The 17,305-nt window shown below is 58.3% G+C and carries 39 protein-coding genes; 13 read left to right on the top strand and 26 right to left on the bottom strand.

Going from position 1 to position 17,305, the window contains the following annotated elements; all coding sequences use genetic code 11:
- Positions 1 to 71: 71 nt before the first annotated feature.
- From G4G71_RS22465 to G4G71_RS22340, 26 genes are all read right to left on the bottom strand, one after another.
- Positions 72 to 320, bottom strand: a complete 249-nt coding sequence (locus G4G71_RS22465; RefSeq protein ID WP_169940293.1) for a hypothetical protein — start codon at positions 318 to 320, stop codon at positions 72 to 74.
- 47 nt (positions 321 to 367) lie between these two features.
- Entirely contained in the window at positions 368 to 856 is a 489-nt protein-coding gene (locus G4G71_RS22460) for a DNA N-6-adenine-methyltransferase (protein ID WP_169937517.1), read from the bottom strand.
- Positions 853 to 1,326 carry an ead/Ea22-like family protein gene (locus G4G71_RS22455; protein WP_169937519.1) on the bottom strand — a complete coding sequence of 158 codons (474 nt, stop codon included), beginning with the start codon at positions 1,324 to 1,326 and terminating at the stop codon, positions 853 to 855. Before G4G71_RS22455 ends, G4G71_RS22460 begins: the two co-directional genes overlap by 4 nt.
- Positions 1,323 to 1,526, bottom strand: coding sequence for a winged helix-turn-helix domain-containing protein (locus G4G71_RS22450; RefSeq protein WP_169937521.1), 204 nt, complete (start codon positions 1,524 to 1,526; stop codon positions 1,323 to 1,325). The genes G4G71_RS22455 and G4G71_RS22450 overlap by 4 nt, the downstream gene beginning before the upstream one ends.
- A gap of 2 nt (positions 1,527 to 1,528) precedes the next feature.
- The gene (locus tag G4G71_RS22445) at positions 1,529 to 1,804 is read right to left on the bottom strand and encodes a phiTE_015 family protein (protein WP_169937523.1); all 276 of its coding nucleotides are present in this window, start codon (positions 1,802 to 1,804) and stop codon (positions 1,529 to 1,531) included.
- A gap of 129 nt (positions 1,805 to 1,933) precedes the next feature.
- Positions 1,934 to 2,560 (bottom strand): hypothetical protein, encoded by a 627-nt coding sequence (locus tag G4G71_RS29905; protein WP_205896248.1) that lies wholly within the window; start codon positions 2,558 to 2,560, stop codon positions 1,934 to 1,936.
- Positions 2,553 to 3,833: a hypothetical protein gene (locus G4G71_RS22435; RefSeq protein ID WP_169937525.1), complete on the bottom strand. Its 1,281-nt coding sequence runs from the start codon at positions 3,831 to 3,833 to the stop codon at positions 2,553 to 2,555. Before G4G71_RS22435 ends, G4G71_RS29905 begins: the two co-directional genes overlap by 8 nt.
- Positions 3,830 to 4,126 carry a phage tail assembly protein gene (locus G4G71_RS22430; protein ID WP_169937527.1) on the bottom strand — a complete coding sequence of 99 codons (297 nt, stop codon included), beginning with the start codon at positions 4,124 to 4,126 and terminating at the stop codon, positions 3,830 to 3,832. Before G4G71_RS22430 ends, G4G71_RS22435 begins: the two co-directional genes overlap by 4 nt.
- Positions 4,123 to 4,350: a hypothetical protein gene (locus G4G71_RS22425; protein WP_169937529.1), complete on the bottom strand. Its 228-nt coding sequence runs from the start codon at positions 4,348 to 4,350 to the stop codon at positions 4,123 to 4,125. Before G4G71_RS22425 ends, G4G71_RS22430 begins: the two co-directional genes overlap by 4 nt.
- Positions 4,347 to 4,526 (bottom strand): hypothetical protein, encoded by a 180-nt coding sequence (locus G4G71_RS22420; protein ID WP_169937531.1) that lies wholly within the window; start codon positions 4,524 to 4,526, stop codon positions 4,347 to 4,349. The genes G4G71_RS22425 and G4G71_RS22420 overlap by 4 nt, the downstream gene beginning before the upstream one ends.
- On the bottom strand, positions 4,507 to 4,992 hold the full coding sequence (locus tag G4G71_RS22415; RefSeq protein WP_169937534.1) for a hypothetical protein: 486 nt from the start codon (positions 4,990 to 4,992) through the stop codon (positions 4,507 to 4,509). The genes G4G71_RS22420 and G4G71_RS22415 overlap by 20 nt, the downstream gene beginning before the upstream one ends.
- A gap of 61 nt (positions 4,993 to 5,053) precedes the next feature.
- A complete protein-coding gene (locus G4G71_RS22410) occupies positions 5,054 to 5,404 on the bottom strand; it encodes a LytTR family DNA-binding domain-containing protein (protein WP_169937536.1) in 351 nt (116 codons plus the stop codon).
- Positions 5,401 to 6,027 carry a lambda exonuclease family protein gene (locus G4G71_RS22405; protein WP_169937538.1) on the bottom strand — a complete coding sequence of 209 codons (627 nt, stop codon included), beginning with the start codon at positions 6,025 to 6,027 and terminating at the stop codon, positions 5,401 to 5,403. The genes G4G71_RS22410 and G4G71_RS22405 overlap by 4 nt, the downstream gene beginning before the upstream one ends.
- Complete coding sequence (locus G4G71_RS22400; RefSeq protein ID WP_169937541.1) at positions 6,011 to 6,931, bottom strand: recombinase RecT; 921 nt, start codon at positions 6,929 to 6,931, stop codon at positions 6,011 to 6,013. Before G4G71_RS22400 ends, G4G71_RS22405 begins: the two co-directional genes overlap by 17 nt.
- Before the next feature lie 51 nt (positions 6,932 to 6,982).
- The gene (locus G4G71_RS22395) at positions 6,983 to 7,393 is read right to left on the bottom strand and encodes a hypothetical protein (RefSeq protein ID WP_169937543.1); all 411 of its coding nucleotides are present in this window, start codon (positions 7,391 to 7,393) and stop codon (positions 6,983 to 6,985) included.
- A 165-nt stretch (positions 7,394 to 7,558) separates the two neighbouring features.
- The gene (locus tag G4G71_RS22390) at positions 7,559 to 7,702 is read right to left on the bottom strand and encodes a hypothetical protein (RefSeq protein WP_169937546.1); all 144 of its coding nucleotides are present in this window, start codon (positions 7,700 to 7,702) and stop codon (positions 7,559 to 7,561) included.
- On the bottom strand, positions 7,699 to 7,923 hold the full coding sequence (locus G4G71_RS22385) for a hypothetical protein (protein ID WP_169937548.1): 225 nt from the start codon (positions 7,921 to 7,923) through the stop codon (positions 7,699 to 7,701). Before G4G71_RS22385 ends, G4G71_RS22390 begins: the two co-directional genes overlap by 4 nt.
- A gap of 324 nt (positions 7,924 to 8,247) precedes the next feature.
- Positions 8,248 to 8,586: a hypothetical protein gene (locus G4G71_RS22380; protein WP_169937550.1), complete on the bottom strand. Its 339-nt coding sequence runs from the start codon at positions 8,584 to 8,586 to the stop codon at positions 8,248 to 8,250.
- Positions 8,583 to 8,975, bottom strand: a complete 393-nt coding sequence (locus tag G4G71_RS22375) for a hypothetical protein (protein WP_169937552.1) — start codon at positions 8,973 to 8,975, stop codon at positions 8,583 to 8,585. The genes G4G71_RS22380 and G4G71_RS22375 overlap by 4 nt, the downstream gene beginning before the upstream one ends.
- A complete protein-coding gene (locus tag G4G71_RS22370) occupies positions 8,972 to 9,196 on the bottom strand; it encodes a hypothetical protein (protein WP_169937554.1) in 225 nt (74 codons plus the stop codon). The genes G4G71_RS22375 and G4G71_RS22370 overlap by 4 nt, the downstream gene beginning before the upstream one ends.
- A 258-nt stretch (positions 9,197 to 9,454) precedes the next feature.
- The gene (locus G4G71_RS22365) at positions 9,455 to 9,697 is read right to left on the bottom strand and encodes a hypothetical protein (RefSeq protein ID WP_169937556.1); all 243 of its coding nucleotides are present in this window, start codon (positions 9,695 to 9,697) and stop codon (positions 9,455 to 9,457) included.
- A 33-nt stretch (positions 9,698 to 9,730) separates the two neighbouring features.
- Positions 9,731 to 10,000 (bottom strand): hypothetical protein, encoded by a 270-nt coding sequence (locus G4G71_RS22360; RefSeq protein WP_169934896.1) that lies wholly within the window; start codon positions 9,998 to 10,000, stop codon positions 9,731 to 9,733.
- An 11-nt stretch (positions 10,001 to 10,011) separates the two neighbouring features.
- Positions 10,012 to 10,182 (bottom strand): hypothetical protein, encoded by a 171-nt coding sequence (locus G4G71_RS22355; protein ID WP_169937558.1) that lies wholly within the window; start codon positions 10,180 to 10,182, stop codon positions 10,012 to 10,014.
- 31 nt (positions 10,183 to 10,213) lie between these two features.
- The gene (locus G4G71_RS30270) at positions 10,214 to 10,690 is read right to left on the bottom strand and encodes an HNH endonuclease signature motif containing protein (protein WP_420826026.1); all 477 of its coding nucleotides are present in this window, start codon (positions 10,688 to 10,690) and stop codon (positions 10,214 to 10,216) included.
- A gap of 396 nt (positions 10,691 to 11,086) precedes the next feature.
- Positions 11,087 to 11,593: a hypothetical protein gene (locus G4G71_RS22345; RefSeq protein ID WP_169940291.1), complete on the bottom strand. Its 507-nt coding sequence runs from the start codon at positions 11,591 to 11,593 to the stop codon at positions 11,087 to 11,089.
- 26 nt (positions 11,594 to 11,619) lie between these two features.
- Positions 11,620 to 12,294, bottom strand: a complete 675-nt coding sequence (locus G4G71_RS22340; RefSeq protein ID WP_240964829.1) for a LexA family protein — start codon at positions 12,292 to 12,294, stop codon at positions 11,620 to 11,622.
- A gap of 91 nt (positions 12,295 to 12,385) precedes the next feature.
- Between G4G71_RS22340 and G4G71_RS22335 the strand changes: the two genes are divergently transcribed.
- The 13 genes from G4G71_RS22335 to G4G71_RS22275 all read left to right on the top strand — a co-directional run bounded on the left by G4G71_RS22335 (position 12,386) and on the right by G4G71_RS22275 (position 17,301).
- Positions 12,386 to 12,583, top strand: a complete 198-nt coding sequence (locus tag G4G71_RS22335; protein ID WP_169940287.1) for a hypothetical protein — start codon at positions 12,386 to 12,388, stop codon at positions 12,581 to 12,583.
- Between the two features lie 12 nt (positions 12,584 to 12,595).
- A complete protein-coding gene (locus tag G4G71_RS22330) occupies positions 12,596 to 12,784 on the top strand; it encodes a hypothetical protein (RefSeq protein WP_169940285.1) in 189 nt (62 codons plus the stop codon).
- Positions 12,785 to 13,074: 290 nt separating this feature from the next.
- On the top strand, positions 13,075 to 13,875 hold the full coding sequence (locus G4G71_RS22325; RefSeq protein ID WP_169940283.1) for a phage replication protein: 801 nt from the start codon (positions 13,075 to 13,077) through the stop codon (positions 13,873 to 13,875).
- A complete protein-coding gene (locus tag G4G71_RS22320) occupies positions 13,865 to 14,671 on the top strand; it encodes an ATP-binding protein (protein ID WP_169940281.1) in 807 nt (268 codons plus the stop codon). Before G4G71_RS22325 ends, G4G71_RS22320 begins: the two co-directional genes overlap by 11 nt.
- On the top strand, positions 14,668 to 14,895 hold the full coding sequence (locus tag G4G71_RS22315) for a hypothetical protein (protein ID WP_169940279.1): 228 nt from the start codon (positions 14,668 to 14,670) through the stop codon (positions 14,893 to 14,895). Before G4G71_RS22320 ends, G4G71_RS22315 begins: the two co-directional genes overlap by 4 nt.
- Positions 14,896 to 15,008: 113 nt before the next feature.
- A complete protein-coding gene (locus tag G4G71_RS22310; RefSeq protein WP_169937579.1) occupies positions 15,009 to 15,209 on the top strand; it encodes a TraR/DksA C4-type zinc finger protein in 201 nt (66 codons plus the stop codon).
- Positions 15,202 to 15,603, top strand: a complete 402-nt coding sequence (locus tag G4G71_RS22305) for a recombination protein NinB (protein WP_169937581.1) — start codon at positions 15,202 to 15,204, stop codon at positions 15,601 to 15,603. The genes G4G71_RS22310 and G4G71_RS22305 overlap by 8 nt, the downstream gene beginning before the upstream one ends.
- Positions 15,600 to 15,998 (top strand): hypothetical protein, encoded by a 399-nt coding sequence (locus G4G71_RS22300; protein ID WP_169937583.1) that lies wholly within the window; start codon positions 15,600 to 15,602, stop codon positions 15,996 to 15,998. Before G4G71_RS22305 ends, G4G71_RS22300 begins: the two co-directional genes overlap by 4 nt.
- Entirely contained in the window at positions 15,995 to 16,303 is a 309-nt protein-coding gene (locus G4G71_RS22295; protein WP_169937585.1) for a hypothetical protein, read from the top strand. The genes G4G71_RS22300 and G4G71_RS22295 overlap by 4 nt, the downstream gene beginning before the upstream one ends.
- A complete protein-coding gene (locus G4G71_RS22290) occupies positions 16,300 to 16,623 on the top strand; it encodes a hypothetical protein (RefSeq protein WP_169937587.1) in 324 nt (107 codons plus the stop codon). Before G4G71_RS22295 ends, G4G71_RS22290 begins: the two co-directional genes overlap by 4 nt.
- Positions 16,620 to 16,859, top strand: a complete 240-nt coding sequence (locus tag G4G71_RS22285; protein WP_169940277.1) for a hypothetical protein — start codon at positions 16,620 to 16,622, stop codon at positions 16,857 to 16,859. Before G4G71_RS22290 ends, G4G71_RS22285 begins: the two co-directional genes overlap by 4 nt.
- A complete protein-coding gene (locus G4G71_RS22280; RefSeq protein ID WP_169940275.1) occupies positions 16,856 to 17,089 on the top strand; it encodes a hypothetical protein in 234 nt (77 codons plus the stop codon). Before G4G71_RS22285 ends, G4G71_RS22280 begins: the two co-directional genes overlap by 4 nt.
- Positions 17,086 to 17,301 (top strand): hypothetical protein, encoded by a 216-nt coding sequence (locus G4G71_RS22275; protein WP_169940273.1) that lies wholly within the window; start codon positions 17,086 to 17,088, stop codon positions 17,299 to 17,301. Before G4G71_RS22280 ends, G4G71_RS22275 begins: the two co-directional genes overlap by 4 nt.
- The last annotated feature ends 4 nt before the right edge of the window (positions 17,302 to 17,305 follow it).

Here is a 17,305-nt window from a genome sequence, read left to right as displayed (position 1 = left end):
TGGGTGTATGCTTCCGGCCAGGACCTGGCCTGAGAGGGCGCCCGCGTCGGGCAAGGATGGGGGGTGGCCTGTCAGGCCGGGTTCTGCTGCGCCAGGCGGATGATCAGGCTGCGGTCTTCTTTGTCGGCGAAGCCGAAGGCATGAGGGTTGTGCCGAGCCTGCCGTGTCCATCCACCCCGGCAGTCGTAGAACGACCCAGCGAATATCTTGGCTTCCATAGGCTTGTCTTCGAACGACTCCAGCGCGTTCTTCTCGAACTCACCTTCAGGCGTGATCACCAGCTGGACCACACCGTCCTCGATGTAGATGGCTGTCTTCATGGCAATACCTCATCTATCCGCAGTGCGGAGGTGTGAGTGGGGTAGGGTTAGGCTGCGTGACTAAGGTCGACGTACAGGCCAAGTCCAGATCGCTGTAGTGCAGCTTTCGCGCGTTCACCGCGGGCCAGAAGCACGACGCCGTGCCCAGGCGACCCGCCGATACTTCCATCAGGCCTGATGAACTTCGTCTTGCCGCGCGGGAAGAGCATCGCGTCAGCCTTTACGGCATGTTCATGGAACCAGGCGGCGCTGGTGTAGGCGCGGACGATGGCAATGCCGTTGCCGTGGTCCAGGAACTTCTCCAGCCACGGCACGTGCCCATTCCTTCCGCCGAATGGTGGGTTCATGAATACGAACCCATCCCAAGGCTGTGCCAGGCCGTCATCGCTGATGGTGAACACGCGGTCAGCCGGAACCCAGTGCGATGCGCCTGGACTGCAGGGGTCGAGATCAAAGCGCTCGCCAATCGCCTGCAGCATGTCCGGCGGCGTATACCAGTCATCTGAGTGGCCAATGCAGGGTTCGTGCTCGCTCATCTCCCGCCTCCTTCCAGGGCTGCGTCGATTGCAGCGTCGATATCTGGATACTTCCTATCGCCGCGAAGGTTATAGGCGTATGGGTTTATTGGCTTGAAATAGCACATGAACTGCCAGCCTTTGCCGGAGACGTAGGCTGTGCACCGAATCGCTTGGTACCGCTCGGCGTCCTTGCTCAATCCGTCGATCAGAGCAAGCCGTTCAGACACTCTGGTATCCCGCGCCTCCTCAAGATCGGTGACATGACCGCGCAGCAGCTCCACCTCGGCAATCAGCTCCAGAACTGCTGCGGGGTTGGCTGCCTTGATGAAGTTACGATTCGCCTTCTCGTCAGAGCCGAAGCATTCGCAGATCACCCAGCCGCTGTTGAGTTGATCGCTGTCCGCAATGACACTTTGGGCTGCGTCAGTCGTCCACGGCCCCGGCGTAGCCCGCTCCGCCAGCTCCTTCAGCTTGGTTAGGTCGGTCATGCGTGCGTACCTCGCAGTCCTGTTGCGACCCAGTAGGGAGTTCCGTTGCACTCAACCAGCCCTTTGCGCTTGAGCCGATTAAGGGCTTTGCTGATCGTCGGCCTGTCCTCACCAATGGCGTGACGCATTGCCCAGGCGGTAGATCCTTGAATCTTGCGCAGGTGCTTAAGCACCTTGGCGTCGATAGGATTGTCGGTCATGGCTACTTCACCTCTATTCCGGCTTGCTGGAGGACGTCTGCTACCGCTCCGGCTTGGTAGAGTGGAAGGTCGGTCTTGTGATCAACCTCATGCGGATATACCTCTGCCGGCAGCTCCACCTTCAGAGCCGCGCGGCTGGCTTGCCAGGCTTTCCATGCCGTTGCTACGACATAGAAGCCATAGTGACCATTAGGTCCTTTCTTGAGCGGATTGCCGCTTCCTACGTCAACGAAATGACTGGAAGCCCACGCTTCAAACGCTTCTCGAATTCCAGACATGCGAATGCCTCCCATACGGGTGTGCGGTTAAGGGGAAATAGGTGGCGGGTATGCTGATGCTGAATCGCCACTTTTATGAAGAGAAACCCAGCAGCTAAGCGGGTTAGAGGTTGGTGCTGGGGTGGCTGGTTAGGGGTGGAGGAGGGTGCTCAGCTCGTCTGCTAGCTTCACGTCGACGTTACCTGTCTCTCGCATCCCTTTCAGGCTGAGCACGGGTTCCGATTTCTCCGCTAGGCGCAGGATTGACTCGACCGCACTGCGCAACAGCCCCTCGCTCACCGCCTTGCCGTTGATGCGCACTCCAGCCTGGAACGCTTCGAATACGCAGTGAGTCATGAAGTCTGTATAACCGCCTACGCCGTGGTGATGGCGCTTCATCTTGTAGATGCTGAACAAGCGTTCGAACTCGGCATGCTCATCAACCACCACCCTTGCGCGCAGGGTTGCGACTTCCTCCAGCGCCGCATCACGGTCGCGCTCAAGCTCTGCGATTCCAGCAGAAAGGTAGCCGTCGAGTTCCTTCGTCGTGTCACGCTTCCGCCAAGCCTCAGCAAAGTGCCGGGTCATCATCCCCATCATGCGATGCTCAAGTGTGTCAGCGCGGCCGTGCGCAGCTGCGACTTCCTCCCTGAGCGCCTGGGCCTCGGCTTCGAGCTTGGCGTAGTGCTCATGCAGCACGAACGAACCTTCAGGGTCTGGCCGCATGTTGTAGCCGACGATGGTGTTCTCAGGCTCCCAGCGCTTTACGTCACTCATCACCGCCGTCCTCCAAACTGTCCAAGTAATCCGCGCGATCTCGATCGTCGTTCAGTTGCATATCGCGGTGCCAATCCTCTTCGGGATCAGCCCCTCCCTGCGCCGGCGCGGCGGCGAGCATGGCATCGTACTGCTCTATGACGCGGGCGTGCTCGCTGCGGTCCGGCTTACCGAACGATTCTTCATAACCAGCCTCTACCATTTCAATGGTTGGTTTAGTCGGAACCAGCTTCCAGCCCTCCGGCACCTGCCCAGCCTGGGAGACCGGGGAGGCGAGCCCAGCAATCAGCCGGTCAACGACGGCCTTGTTCTTGAAGTCGCCGTAGCGAGCGTCAGCGGTGGCGTCGAACAACTGTTGAGCCATGCGCAGCGTTCCTTCCTGCTCAGCGTTGGCCGCTACCTTGAACGAACCGAGCATTGCGGAAAGCCCGATTCGCAGCGGATCGTGCGCGCGGCTCAGCTTCTCCAGCTCCGCGACCCTGGCCTGGGCGGCGTCGCGTTCTTCACGCCGGCAGTTACGGTCGAATGTCATTCCAGTAAGCCGAACCTGCAAATTGGAATTTTCCACGCGCAGCGCCGCGACGATACGCTCGGTCTCGGCTTTGTCGTAGCCGAACACAACGCCGGAACAGTCGTTGTGCTGATACTGCCGCAGGGCGTTGACCAGCTCCGGCGCCGGGGAGGGTTGCGCTTTGCAGGTCGGGCAATCCTTCACGCACTTCACCGGCCCGTTTTCGTAGGGAATGCCGCCTTCGGAATGGGTTATCTCGCCATCATCGACCATGCCGGTATCGTTGCAGGTGGAGCAAGCCGGGGAGGGTTGCGCCAGGGCGGCGCGGGCTTCCTGAATCAGCAGGATGAACTGGTCGCGCATCCAGCCGCTGGTTCTGGTGTGATCCTCGCCGCCGAACCATGCCGGCATGTCGTTCAGCTTCGACTCAAGCCATGCCAGGACTGCCAGCTCCCCCTGCGCGCCCTCTGCCTGCTCGGGGTGCTCCGGTGGGCAGCTTGGGCAGCCGATGTACCAGACTCCGCAGCCGTCGCTGTCAGAAACCGTTCCGGAGCCGCTGCATTGCTGGCACTGCTCCCCCTGCTGCGAGGCGAGGAAGGCCTCTACGTTTGAGCGCATGACAGTGCCAACGGGAATCCAATCAACGGCATCAGAAATTAGCTCCTGTGCCTTCTTCGCCGCCAGCTTCAGGTTGATGTTCTCGATCCGAAGCCCTGCGATGTAGTTGTCGAGTTCGGCGCTCAGTTCGTGTTCTCGATTCATTCCGAATCCTCCCGAACCAGCATGAAGTAGGCGTGCTGGAGTCGCTGGTAATCGCTGAGCTTCAGGTCTTCAAGTTCGTCACGACCGATGCGGATCAGTGCGGCGAACAGATTCAGCTCGCGCTCTTCGTCGTCGTAAGCCAACTTGCTGGCCATGCGAATGTCGCGCACGGTTGGAGCGCGCAGACTGAGATCGTCGACCTCGACGCCGTTGCAGGTCACTGGCTTCGAAAGCTTCACCACAGCCACATCGGCAGACAGGCTCAGCCACTCAGGAATCTTCTTCTCGGTCATGCTGCCTTCTCCTGCTGCGCGCCGTACTTCCTGAAGTACTCGCAGATGTCTTCGCTGAGTTGCTGGCCGCCGATGGTGCTGAGCTGGCCGGTCATGTGTTTGCAGCTGCGGAGCAGGGCGTCTGCCTCGGCTTGGCGTCGTGCGGATTCGAAGATGTCGTCGAAAGACTGGTTGGTGATCGACTCGATCTTGCGTTGCTTGTCTGACTTGTCGAGGCCTTTCATGCTGCTTCCCTCCGATCAAGGACGGTGTCGTGGTAGCCGGCCAGCCAACGGCAGCGGCGGTCGAGTTCGTGGAGTCCCCAAGGGCAAGCGCGCTCGGTCAGGCCAAGCTGCTTGGCCTCTATGCCGTCCTGGTACTCGGCGGTGTTCTCTGGGTACTCAAGCTGCTGCCTGTTCATGGCGTTCCTCCCAGAGGCGCTGCGCATTGATGTCCTTGCGGGTCAGCATCAGCGCAAACCGCGTGTCATCGCGGAAGTGCGTGTAGATCAGCCGCAGGATTCGGTCGTTGCTGATGTGCAGGGCGCGCATCATGTGCTTGCGGGTGGGGAAGGTTTCGATCTCTGCGTCCATCCGCTTGATCAGATCGGCGTCACCCAGCGCGATGCGGGACTCAGCGCTGCGGCGACGTGCAACTTCGTGCATGCGTTCGAGCGGTGAACTCTTGTGGATGAACTGGCCGTTGAAGACCGGGATCAGGTCAGTGCGCTGGCCGAATCCGATCTCCTGCACTGCGCCGCCACTGGCCAGAAACTCAGCCATCAGCCGGTCAATGTCGTCGTGATTCAGCTTGTGCTCGCAGTGCACGATCTCCTGCCAAGCGTCCGCCTCGCAGGGTTCTTCAATCTCGGGGAAGTCTGTTTCCATGGCACACCTCAGGCGAAAAAGAGGGGCCATTGCGGCCCCTAGGTGACGTGGTGCAAGGGATTCATGCGGCTAGACGCCGACGTGATTCGATGACGCCAGTGATGCGGCGCAGGCATGTCTCGCTGACTGGTATCAGCTCGTCTACGCCTTCCAACTGAACCTCGCCGCGTTTCGATGCTATGTGGCGCACCAAGTGGACGATCAGGTGAGTCTTCACGAGAGCGCTGCGATGTGTTCGCGTCAGGTAGTCACCGAACTCGTCTTCGATGCGCTTCAGGGCCTCATCCAGCAGCAGTTCACCGCCCGGATAATGCGCACTGACGTACTTGTCGCCGCTGGTGAAGTGCGTGATCTCGGAGAAGGGGATCGACAGCTTCTTGCCGAATAGCTGGGCGGTGATGATGGTTCTCATGCGGCCATCCTCCCGCGCATGTCAGCCTCAAGCGCTGCCAGTTCGTCCAGGAACGCCTTAACCTCAGCCTCCATCTCGCGGATGCGCGCATCGTCCCTGTGGTAGCGGAAGCAGACGTACTGCAGTTCATCGGGCAGGCGGTCGTCGAAGGACACGAAGTCGACAGATTCCAGTTCAGCGCAGGCCATCTGGGCGAGCATTTGCCACTCGTACTGCGTGTCGTGCTTGCCAGACTGAATCACAGCGATGTGCTGGGCTGTGTTCGGGCATTTGATCTCCAGACCGCGGCGGCCGTCGTCCAGCAAGATCACCCCATCGGGACTTGCACCGAAGCCTTCGATGCTAGGATGCAGGATCAGTCCTACCTCCAGTACCTCGCAGTCTTCGTACATCTCGTATGCCGAGCGCGCGATAGGCTCCAAGTCGTTGCCGCGCTGCATGGCTGCGTTTGTGTAGCCTTCCTCTCGCGCTCCGGTCAGGCGTTCACACAGAAGCTGCATCATGTAGTTGGTGCGGACAGCAGAAGGGGCGCCTCCGCGCCCCTTTGCCATTACATCCTTCACCTTGCTCGCCGTTACCTTGCCGAGCCTCTGGGCGAACCAATCATCAGTCTGCTGGATCATGTTCCACCTCCGCCTCAATAGGCTCAGGCTGCACGGCAAGCGCGCTTTGACGCTGCTTCACGGCCTCTTTGAACTTGGCGAATGACTGCACATCGCGGGCTGACTGCATTTCGGCCTTACCGGCGAGCCACACGCTTTGCAGTGCATCGAGCGATTCGGCGTTAACTACCTGGGCTATCCACTTCTCGGCGAGCTCGCCGCCCTGCGCGTTTGCCGCAAGACTTGCCAGCCCTTCGCCTGAATCGGTGTTCAGGTGATGGATTGCCTTGTCCAGGCGGTCTGTCTTCGGCCAGTACTTGTAGGCCCGCTTCACGACCGTCTTCTTCGCCATCTCGCCGTAGTCGGTCTTCCAGGGGGAAGACTTGCCTGACTTCACCGACTGGGAGCGGTTCATGATCCCATCGATGTCATCGCGGCTCATGCAGGTGGTCAGGTAGTCGCCGTCTGCCGTCTTCACTACCACGTACACACCTACGATCTCCCCGCGCTCCTTGGCGAATGGGTTGTAGGAGTGGGTGGGCGGCTTATCGAAGCCGTTGAGGGAGAAGGAGTCGTGCGCGTAGACCAGTTCTGCCTGCGCCCACAGGATCGAGCCGGTAGCCATAGCAAGATCCATCAGGCCCATGTAGCTGATGTCCAGGCAGATACGCCCGTCACGCGGAACTAGATAGGCCTGGCGCTTCGCCGGATTCAGGCTGATCCCGATTGCCGCGATGTTGGTCACTGCGTTGACGACCGACTGACGGTTGCTGGAAGCGATCTTCGCGGCGTAGTCGTTGTTCTGGAAGGTCTGGATGGCGAACTCTGCTTCACGTTCGAAGTTGAGTGCCGAGTCGGTCAGCACGGACGCGAAGGAGCTGCGAGCCCCGTAGACATCTTGCTCGATGACCGCAAGATTGCTCATGTGGTAATACCTCGCCGCGCATGCGCAGCCAGTGAAGGGAGGGGTTGATTCTTAGCCTTCTCGCACTCGGTTGATCTGGTGCGGTTCTTTCAGGAATGGGCGAAGGCGCTCTTGCAGCTGCTTCACGTGTCCATCCATCTCAGCCACAAGCTGGCTCATGGTTTCCACGTTGTAGAAGGTGAGCAGACTGTGAATATCGGCATTGCGATCGCCCAGCGGTGTGTTTCCTTCTTCGAATGCCTCGGCTGGCGAGTACGACTGGTATCCGTCCTTGTAGCTGACGAAGTAGCCACCAGCTTGCGGTTGATGCTTTGCCATCCACGCTGCCGGCATGGCTATTGGGGCGTAAGCCTTGTCGACGGGGTGAAGCAAATTCGCATCGACGTCTATTCGCTCAAGCTTCAGTGCCCAAACCTGCTTGTGGCTTTGGTAGCGGGGCATCTCGATCATGCAATCGGTCATATCGTTCTCCAGATAGAAGGGAAAGGCGCGTAACGTGCGCCACTCGGATTTGTCATCCAGGCGTGAGAAAACCGCTGTACTAGCCGGCGAAAGGTGCGCTCCAGACCACATCTGGCGGCGTTGATGGCGCCGGACTAACCGCCAACCGGCTCACGGCTATCCGGCTTACCGGCGCCCCGTGCTGGCGTGCGTGATGGGGTAGGCAGGTGACTCAGCAGTCCAGCCGTTCGCAACGTCGAGGGCCTTGAAGAACAGAATCATCAGGGCAAGTGCCCATACCCAGCTTGGGTCGATGGTCTTGAGCTTCATGCTTCACCTCGCTCGATGGATTCTGTGTCCTCGCCTCGGTTGTCGAGCCAAGCGCGCATGTTGTCTGCGGCTGTCATCTCGTCGCACCAGCCGGCGCCAGTGACTACCGCGCCGCTCAGGTCTGATTGCTCAGCCATGCTCGTGGTGATCTGCTTCGCCAGCTCCATGAACTTGGCCTGATCGCTGATCTTGAACACGGCGGTGAAGTACTCTCGGCTCATTTCTGCACCTCCATTTCACAGACCCACCGTCCCTTGCACTTAAACGGCGATCTCCTGAACTCCAGATATGAAAAGCCCTGATTTCTCAGGGCTTGGATTATGGCGGGGAAGTTGGGCGCGATGATGTTCAAGTCTTCACCTCCGGATGCCACTTGGCCTTGTACTCAGCGATGAAGTCGGCTGGAAACTTCGACTCCCAACCGCAGCAGCCACATTTGAACTGTTCACCAGTCCAATTCGTGCGAGGCATGACGGTGCACTTATCCATGTTCCCGCAGTAGGGCGTGTAACCGGGGCGAGTCATCAGGTTCTCTCGGATGATGCTCATGTTGACTCCCTAGCTTTTAGAAGCCTTGAAACAAGTGACTCGATGTACCGACGCTTGTAATCGGCGCAGGTGTTCAGTTCATCGCGGAGTGCTTGAATTCCCTCGTCGGTGATCTGCAACACCTTGCCGAACGGAGTCCAGTAGCCGCTTCTACGGCGCCCATACCACTGAAAAAGGTCAGTTCCTGCCAGCTGTGCGAGGTTGCTGGCATCCACAACTCCCACTGCTGGTGGACGATTTGCCCGCGCAATAGGGTCGAGACGCAGGCAATCAGTTCCTTGCCCGTCACCGTTTGCATCGGGTATTGGCAGATCGGTTTCGATGAAGTAGCTCATGCCGCCTCCTGCACATACAGCCGGTAGATTTCGTCTTCCTTCGCGTTGACCAGATCGCCGGCCAGATCGCGGATTTTGTCCTTGCTGAGGAAGAGGTCAGCGAGGCGTCTGGCTTCGTCGTAGTTGCACGCCTTGAGCGCGACCAACAACTGGCCCAGGTTGCACTCGTGGTCCTGCTTGATGGCCTTCTCAGCGGCGTCCTGCACCTTGATGCAAAGCACGTCAGCTTCGATCAGCTTCCTGCCGTTGAAGCGCACGAAGCCGCGCTTGATCAGGTCGTCGACTGCGGCGTAGTGGATGTTCGCCCACTCCGAACTCTCGGCCCAGGTAGGCGAGTCGTCAGGCACCAAAGCGTCATACGCTTCCTGCAGCTTGCGGATGGCGGTCATGGCTGCTCCCTCCGGTAAAATCCAAGGCGATTTAGCGCGGCCTCAAGGTCGAAGTCTTCGGCGGTCTTGTCAGCCTCGCCAAGCAGCATCACGACAAACTTCTTTCCACGGTTAGGCTTGAATCCGAACTGGTAGCGCTGCCCGTTATCGCGATCCCAGCAAACCTTGGTGAAGCTTCCGACCAAGGTTGCGTCTCCGTCGTTTAGGTACATTTCGTTCATGTCTATGACCTCGTGGTCGCGTGCATGCGGCAGCGTCCTGTCTCGCTGTCGTCATACAGGCGAAAAAATGCCCGGACTTGCCGGGCTAAGAGGGGTAGGGTGGGGATGGCCGGCTCGCTAGACCGGCGCGCAGTGGATACTCCGTAGCAGAGCAGCGTCATGCCGTAGGAGATGACAGCACTCGCCGAATCTGACCGTGGCCGCCTTGGCAGGCCTGCGCATCATCCCCATTGAAGGGTGGCGTCCTTGCCGGGGAAGTCAGTTCTCGTATTGATCATCGGTGCTGAAGCTGTATTTGACGGTCGTTTCTACAAACGTCTCGACAATGAATCCTCGGCTACATGAGCCACACATTGCCTCGTGCGTTCCGCCATGGAACAGGCCGAGTTCTTCGGTCTTTTCCCTGTTCAGGAAAGCACCACAGTGAGGGCAGCGCGGGTTTGCGTTGTACGCAAATTCGTAGTTCTTGCCAGACTTCAGAGCTTCAAGTCGTTCGCTCATCTCGCCTCCAGGGTGTGTATGCGCAAGGGCGCGTTAGGCGGAGGCCCTGGCGATTGCCGCCATGGCTTTCTCTGCGACCCATTCATCTCCAGTCATGACGCCGTGGTCGATGACTGCTTGAAGAGCCTCCAGCAGCTCCGGCGCCGCCGCTATCAGGCGGGCGTTGGCGTCTATTGGGTGAGACGGATTGAAATCGCCAACCACTGCTATGCAGTCATTGCCCTGCATTACGCAAAGACCACCGCCCTCTGCGAGGTATTCGCTATCGTCGACCATCCAAGGTCCGGGAGTGTGCTTACTCATGTGGCCACCTGTTAGTCGGGGATTGCTGCGAACTGAAGCGCGCGATGCCATGCGAACTGGAAGAGTTCCCACCGCTTCTGAGTGTCTTCGTCGAGGTACTTGCCGGTCGACAATCTGGCCAGCGGGAAGACTTTTTTCTCAACGCTTTCGAACTCGCTGCGGATTACTTCGGTTTCGTCCATCTCTTTCTCCTGATTGGCGGAGCCATGGGGGCTACTTGCCGTGGTTGGCGTGATAGCCGTTCAGGGCGTATGCGGCGTCACGCGCAGCAATGGCCTCGTGCATCGTGGAAAAGTAACCAACGTGCTTTCGGCGACCAGTTCCTAGTGCTGACACTTGTACGCGCCATCTCTGCCGACCTGATTCGTAACTGATGCCATGCTCACCGGATGTGTTGTTCCGGCAACGACTAGCATTCCGTTGGTTCTCGGAATGACTTACCTCGCGCAGGTTTGAAAGCCTGTTGTCATCGCGCCTGTGGTTAAGGTGATCGACCTGCCCATCTGGCCATCTCCCGTGGCAGTACAGCCACGCAAGTCTGTGAGCCCGGTGGTATGTGCCGTCGATTGCGATGTGTATGTACCCTTGTCCGTCGTCGCTTCCAGCAACTGCACCCTTTTCAGCGCGTGATCCTTTGCGAACCAGCCACGTAAATTCGCCAGTGGCTTTGTCGTACTGCAGCAGCTTCATGAGCCGTTCCTGCGTCAACTGTTCTTGCATGTAGGCCTCCGCTTTCCACGACCTCCGTTTCTAGAGGTCCTGGAAAGCGCCGCGTACTGCGGCGCCTCAGCCGCGCTCAGCAATCTGGCGTCTTGCGCGGCGTCTACTGCATGTCAAAGAACTCTCTGTCTTCCAGAGCCGGTCGATCCCTCTTCGGGGCCGGGGAGTCACTTCGCTGACTCCGTGCTATCTGGTGGCTTCACCAGCCGTGTTCCCTTTTCAGGGCCTCCACCGTTTCGGGTGGTGTGAACAGAATTTAGAAAACTAAACAAAAGGCGTCAAGCACTATTTTTAGAAATCTAAACAACGCTGGCGAGCAGACACAAAAAAGCCCGCGCTAGGCGGGCCTCTTCGTGGGTAAAAATCCTATGAGGGCTGGAGCATCTGCTTAGAAAGCTCTTTTCTCACCGCCTTAGCTTGTCCAGGAAGCTTCCCTGTAAGGAGGCGAACAGTCAGAGAGAAAATCGCCATCGCAAGGACCTCCAGTACCATCAGGGCAGGGATGCACCAGAGCAGAACAAGATCGACTTTCCGCTCCTCCCAGCAGAGCCAGACGACCCAAATAGCTATCGCAAGATATACGGCCATCATGGCATATCCGACAAATGTAGAGATGGTTCCAGCTGCATCTGACAGCCGATTGGCAAGTAAGTCCGTGCTATTGCGTGCCTGCACCGTGCGTAGGAGCAGACCCTTATTTTCAGGATTGTCGAGTTCTTCATAGCTAAGACCGAGGGAGATAACTATGTCTTGTGCTTCGGCTTCATCCATCCTTTTGGCAATCTTTGTCCTAAAGATTAGAGCCATGGCTCCTAGTGCCATCCATGCTGCGGCAACCCCAACAATGTGACCAAGCTGAATCAACCAGTTCATAGGCTCTCCGTTTCCTGCCGTGTACCTTAAAATACCGAGCGCGGCGGCCTCGCATCGACAACTCGACCAATGATCTGCACGTTGTCATTGATCTCAAGGGTGCGGAAAGCGGGGTTCAGCGGCTTAAGATAGCTAGCACCAAAATCCCTGATGTAGACCTTAAACGTCGTTTCGTCGGTATCCAGCATTTTGGCGACGTAAAGCTTTCCGCTGACCAAATCGAATCCCTCGGGGCGCACGAGAATGAGCGTGCCAGGCGTGAAGCTGTATCCGCTTCCTGGTGGGGCAATCATTGAGTCACCCTCAACCTCAAGCCAGTACCCCTTTGGCCCTGCATTGGCTTCCGAGGTAAACCATTCCTCTGCATCTCCTGGCTGGAAGTTGTCGCAGCTTTCAGCCCATTCACCCGCAATGATCCAGCTGATCAACGGATACCCCTTAGCTTCCCTGTATGGAGTGCGCGCAGGCCTGACGTTGGAGTGCGAGCCAGGCTCGCCAGGCTGACCCTTCCCTGATAGCAACCATTCTGGCGAGCACTGCAACTCACGAGCGACAGCCATGAGATTTTCGCCCTTGATCATGTTCGTGCCGTTCAGCCAGAAGGTGACGGTTCCTTTCGAAACGCCCACGCGCGTAGCCAGCTCAGACTGAGTGAGCTTCATGTCGCGCAGGCGCCCCTTGATGCGGTCTTTGAGTTCCATGTTTAGGAGTCTAAACATCCGGTGGTTTAGATAACTTGCATGTGTCCGTTTATTTTTCTAAACTGGCTCCGTAGAAATGGAGGCCACATCAATGACCTTTGACCAAGCACTAGATCACTTCGGCTCCTGCCGGGCCATCGGCGACGCCCTTGGCGTCAGCATCAGCCGCGTCTCGCAGCTGAGGTCCGCAGGTGGCTTCTCGTATCAAGCCCAGTGCGTTCTCGAAAAGGCATCCAGCGGAAAGCTGCAGGCCTTGAACGAAGACGTACCTAAAAAACTCGCCGCATAGGAGAAATCCCGCATGTATGCAGACCCCAAACACCTTCGTGACCGCGAGATCAAGCTCCGCGTTGACGAAGCCACCTACGACGTAATTGAGGCGCTTGCTCGCTTCCACCGCACGCAGAAGGCGGTTCTGGTCCGTGAGTTCGTCCAAGCACAGCTGGATCAACTTGCAACCGAGGATAACGGCGAAACCAACGTGGCCTGAAGGCCCTAGCGAGGGCTTATGGCTGCCGAACTCAGAGCGCTCTTCAGTGAAGCGCAGATCGAGCAGCTTGAGCGGGAAGCAAGACGACGGGGACAAACCCTGGAGCAGGTTGCCGCCGAGCTGCTGGATAGAGAAGTGGAATCAAGAACGCGGCCACGAACGAGAAGTGTAGTGACGCCGCTAGGGCGCCCTAAGAAGGGCGGCAAGAGGGACTGAAAAGTCCAGAAGCAAGACACAAAAAAGCCGGGATTGCGGCCCGGCTTATTGCTGTAACAGACGAGGAAATACTAATGGCCAGAGCTAGAAACATCAAGCCCGGCATCATGGCAAACGAGAACCTTGCGGAACTCGCCCCAGTAGATCGCCTGTTATTCATCTACCTGTGGATGCTGGCTGACCGTGAGGGTCGTCTTGAAGATCGTCCGAAGCGTATCAAGGCGGAAGCGCTTCCCTACGATGACGTGGACACTAATGAGGCCCTGAATAGTCTTGCCAAGGCAGGATTCATCCTTCGCTATCAGGTCGAAGGTCAGAGCATCATCCAGGTGATCAACTTCACCAAGCACCAAGCTCCTCACATGCGTGAGCAGGGCAGCTCACTCCCTGAGTATGTGTCTGAAACTGCCGAGATAGAGCCTTGCCCGGTTGAGGTAGTTGCAGAGCACAACCTAGGCAGTGCCAAGGCGATGCCTAGCCCATCTGATTCTCTGATCCCTGATTCTCTGATCCCTGATTCCAATACCCCCCTTCCCCCCGAGGGGGAGCGTGACGGTCTGTTCGACCAGTTCTGGACCGAGTACCCGAACAAGACCTGCAAGGCCAAAGCCAAGGCGAAGTGGGAAAAGCTCAAGGTAACTCCGGCCCTGTTCGACCAGATCATGTCCGGGCTGCGCCGCCAGTGTTCAAGCCTTGCATGGACCAAGGAAAACGGTCAGTTCGTCCCGCACCCGACCACTTGGCTCAACGGTGAACGCTGGAACGATGAGGTTCGCAGCAACGTCCACCACCTCCCTAGCCGTCATCACGGCTTCGACAAGCGTGACTACACCGCAGGCCTGATCGAACGGGAGGATGGCACCTATGGCTTCTAACGCCCTGAACCTTGAGGTCTGCGACCTTGAGCGCCGCTTCGGCATCGTGTCGAAGTCCCCGGCGAAGTGTGACAAGCACGGTGAGTACGCGGCGATCATCCGCAAGGGTTCCGATGTTCCTGGCGGCTGCCCTGAATGTTCTGCTGAAGCGCGCGCCGAGAAGGACCGCGAAGCACAGGCCGAGATGTGGCGCAAACAAGAGCGAGCCCAGCTGGAGAAGCGACTTGCCGGTGTGCTGATCCCGCCGCGCTTCCAGGGCCGCAGCTTCGAAACCTACGAGGCTGCGAATGCTGGCCAGAAGAAGGCCCTGAAGGTCTGCCGCGAGTATGCCGAGAACTTCGAGGCCAATGCACAGGACGGGCGCTGCCTGCTACTGCTAGGCAAGCCTGGGACTGGGAAGACCCATCTGGCCAATGCCATCGCCGGCCATGTTGTCTGCCACAGCCGCAGCGTTACCGCGGCATACCGAACAGTCAGCACCATTCTGCAGTTGATCAAGACCAGCTTCGACAAGGACTCCAAGTACAACGAGATGGACGCCCTTGAGGCGCTTTGCTCGCCCTCTCTGCTGATCATCGATGAGGTAGGCGCTACCAAGCCGACCGAGTTCGAACTGGCAACCCTGTTCAATGTCATCGACGGACGCTACCAGGACCTGCTGCCAACCATCATCGTCTCCAACCTGATGCCGAACGAGCTTGGCACTGCGCTGGGTGAGCGTTGTGTTGACCGCCTGCGTGAGAACGGTGGTATCGCTCTGGTGTTCGACTGGGATAGCGCGAGGGTATCGAAATGACTCGCCGCGAATTCCTCGACAGCCTGACCGTTGGCGACCGCGTGAACATCGATATGGGTTCGCGCGGCCTCGTCCCAGCCAAGATCGTCAAATCATCACCCGGCCTGCTGCACGTGAAGTTCGGCAGCGAGGTCCGCCGCTTCGTTCGCAAGGATGGCGGAACCCTGTACTCGCCATCCAGCAGCAAGTCGTGGCTCGTCCCAATGGAAGTGGCTCATGTCTGACCTCTCCCTTCTCGTCATCCCCGCCGTCTTCGGTTTCCTCTCGCTTGAGCGTGGGGATCTCATCGGCGCATGCATCTGCATCGCTCTGGCTGCAGTCATAGGAGTTGCCTGATATGGACATCGTCGATCTTGCCAACGACTACGCCGAGCAGGAGCTAGCAGACCGCTTGTTTGGCCGCGTGCAGTACATCGGCAACAGCGCTACTCACTGCGAGGACTGCGACTGTGAGATTCCGCTTCTGCGACGTGAGGCTGTGCCGGGTGTGACGCGCTGCATCGATTGTGCGGAGCTGGAGGAGAAGCGTCATGGCTAATCCCTCGTTCCCCATCCGCACCGAGCAGGACCGTGCCCGCGCTATCGCCATCTTGCAGCGCCTCGACCTGGGCGAAGGCAAGTCCTGGAGTCTGAAGGATGCTGCCCGCAGTGACGCTCAGAACCGACGTCTCTGGGCCATGCTCCGCGACATCTCCCAGCAGGTCGAATGGTACGGCCGGAAGCTGGACAGCGAATCGTGGAAGCACATTTTCAGCGCCGCAGTTCAGCAGCAGGACGCAGTTCCCGGAATCAACGGAGGGTTCGTCGTCCTCGGCGTCTCGACCAGCAAGCAGTCGAAGAAGTGGTTTAACGACATCTTCCTCGTCATGGAGTCCTTCGCAGCCGAGCACGGCGTGAAGTTTACCACTCGCGATTACTGGGAGGCCGCATGAGAGTCGGTCATGAGGCTCCAGTAAATGGCACCGCAGCCAAAGTCATCAAGAAGGGCGAGCACTTCGACTCACGCAAGAAGTACGGGGCGGTCTGCATCGATCTTCCCCTGCAGGTGCGGGCGCCGACCGAGGGCGAGATGGCTACCTCTGGGTTCATTGACCTGCGCGGCGTGAAGTTCGGCAGGTTTACTGTCCTCGGTATGTCGGCTAAGAAGGCCGCCCGCTGGGTTGTTCGCTGCGATTGTGGGAATTGGTCGCTGCGTACCTCGCGCTCAATCAAGAACCCGAGTAACGACGAAGACTGCTGTGAAGAGTGCCGCCATCTTCTTTTCCTGAAGCGTGAGGAAATCAAGAGGCGTACTGGCAAGTGGGCAGATTGGAGCGAAATCGCATGATCCTCTCCCAGCGCTCCCAACCCTACCGCTCCCGCAAATGGCTCGCAGCTGTCCACCAGATCGAATGCTGCATGCTGTGCGGTAAGTACGGCGTGCAAGCAGCACACCTCAACGAAGGAAAAGGCATGAGTCAGAAGACGGATGACTGTCTCTGCGCAGCACTGTGCCCGGAATGTCACTACGAGTTGGATAACGGCACCAAGTACACCCGTGAAGAGCGCCGCGAGGTTCTGCGCAAGGCTTCTTTGGACACCATCGCCCAGCTCGCGCGCATGGGCCTGATCGATGCGAAGGAGGGGGTATGAAAACAGTTATGACGACCATCTTTAGCGTGGCTTTGAGCTCGCTAGTTCTCTTCGGCCAGGGCCCATGGCATCTATTCGCGTTCTATGTGGTGTCCACGCTGACGGTTCTGTGCTGGGTTGCTGTGCTAGCCCTCGGTATCGACAAGGCGGTCACGGGCGATACGGGTAAGAACGTGTGGATCAGCATCCCATGCACTGCTTACCAACTCTATGCACTGGTTTCCACTGGCCATCAGGTGGTCGCAGCAGCTTCATGCATAGCCTCGCTTTTGATTCTGCTTCAGGTGTTTAGCCAGAAGGCCAAGGAGAAGCACGCATGAGCAACATCCGCCAAGTCCAGTGGGTTCCGGGACGTCCTGAGAGGCTGCGACAGGGCATGGTCATGGCCACGATGGTATTTGACGAGGAACTGATCTTCTTGATTGGTGACTTCATGGACGAGGCCTATCGCGACCATTTAATGGACCGCTGCCTGAAATGGGCCTGGCTAATCCAGCCCCACGAACTCACCTGGCTCGAAGACATGGCATCTCGGAAAACGAGGACGCAGGAATGAGCGAATACCTTCAGTTCTGGCTTGCGCAGCATCTGATTGGTTTGGCGATCTGGCTTGTGTTCGTCGTCATTCTCTTCGTTTGCAACATTCCCCTCTTCATCCGCTTGCTGCGATGCAAGCACGAGAAATATCGGGAGGATCGCGCCTGCAATGCAATCTGCTGCAACTGCGGGCGAAACCTTGGGTTCATCCAGACGCTCCGCGACGCGCGGAAGGAAGGCGAGGCATGAGCGACGACAACGTAGTCCCCATGAAGAAGCGCGGCGACCGGTATGAGGCCCTTATTCGGGACGAATCCGAGTTCGAAGGGATGATCCTCGCCTCGATCAAGTTCGGCAAAGACCACCAGCTGCCTGAATCCATGATGAAGGGGATTCTGGCTAGCGTGATCATCGACCTGGACTTCAACGCTATCGGGTTCGAACCGGAGGAGCCGGCATGAACTG

Source organism: Pseudomonas multiresinivorans (genome assembly GCF_012971725.1).
GTDB lineage: Bacteria > Pseudomonadota > Gammaproteobacteria > Pseudomonadales > Pseudomonadaceae > Pseudomonas > Pseudomonas multiresinivorans.
The sequence above is the reverse complement of the archived record's forward strand: the minus strand, read 5'-3'. Positions and strand labels throughout refer to the sequence as shown.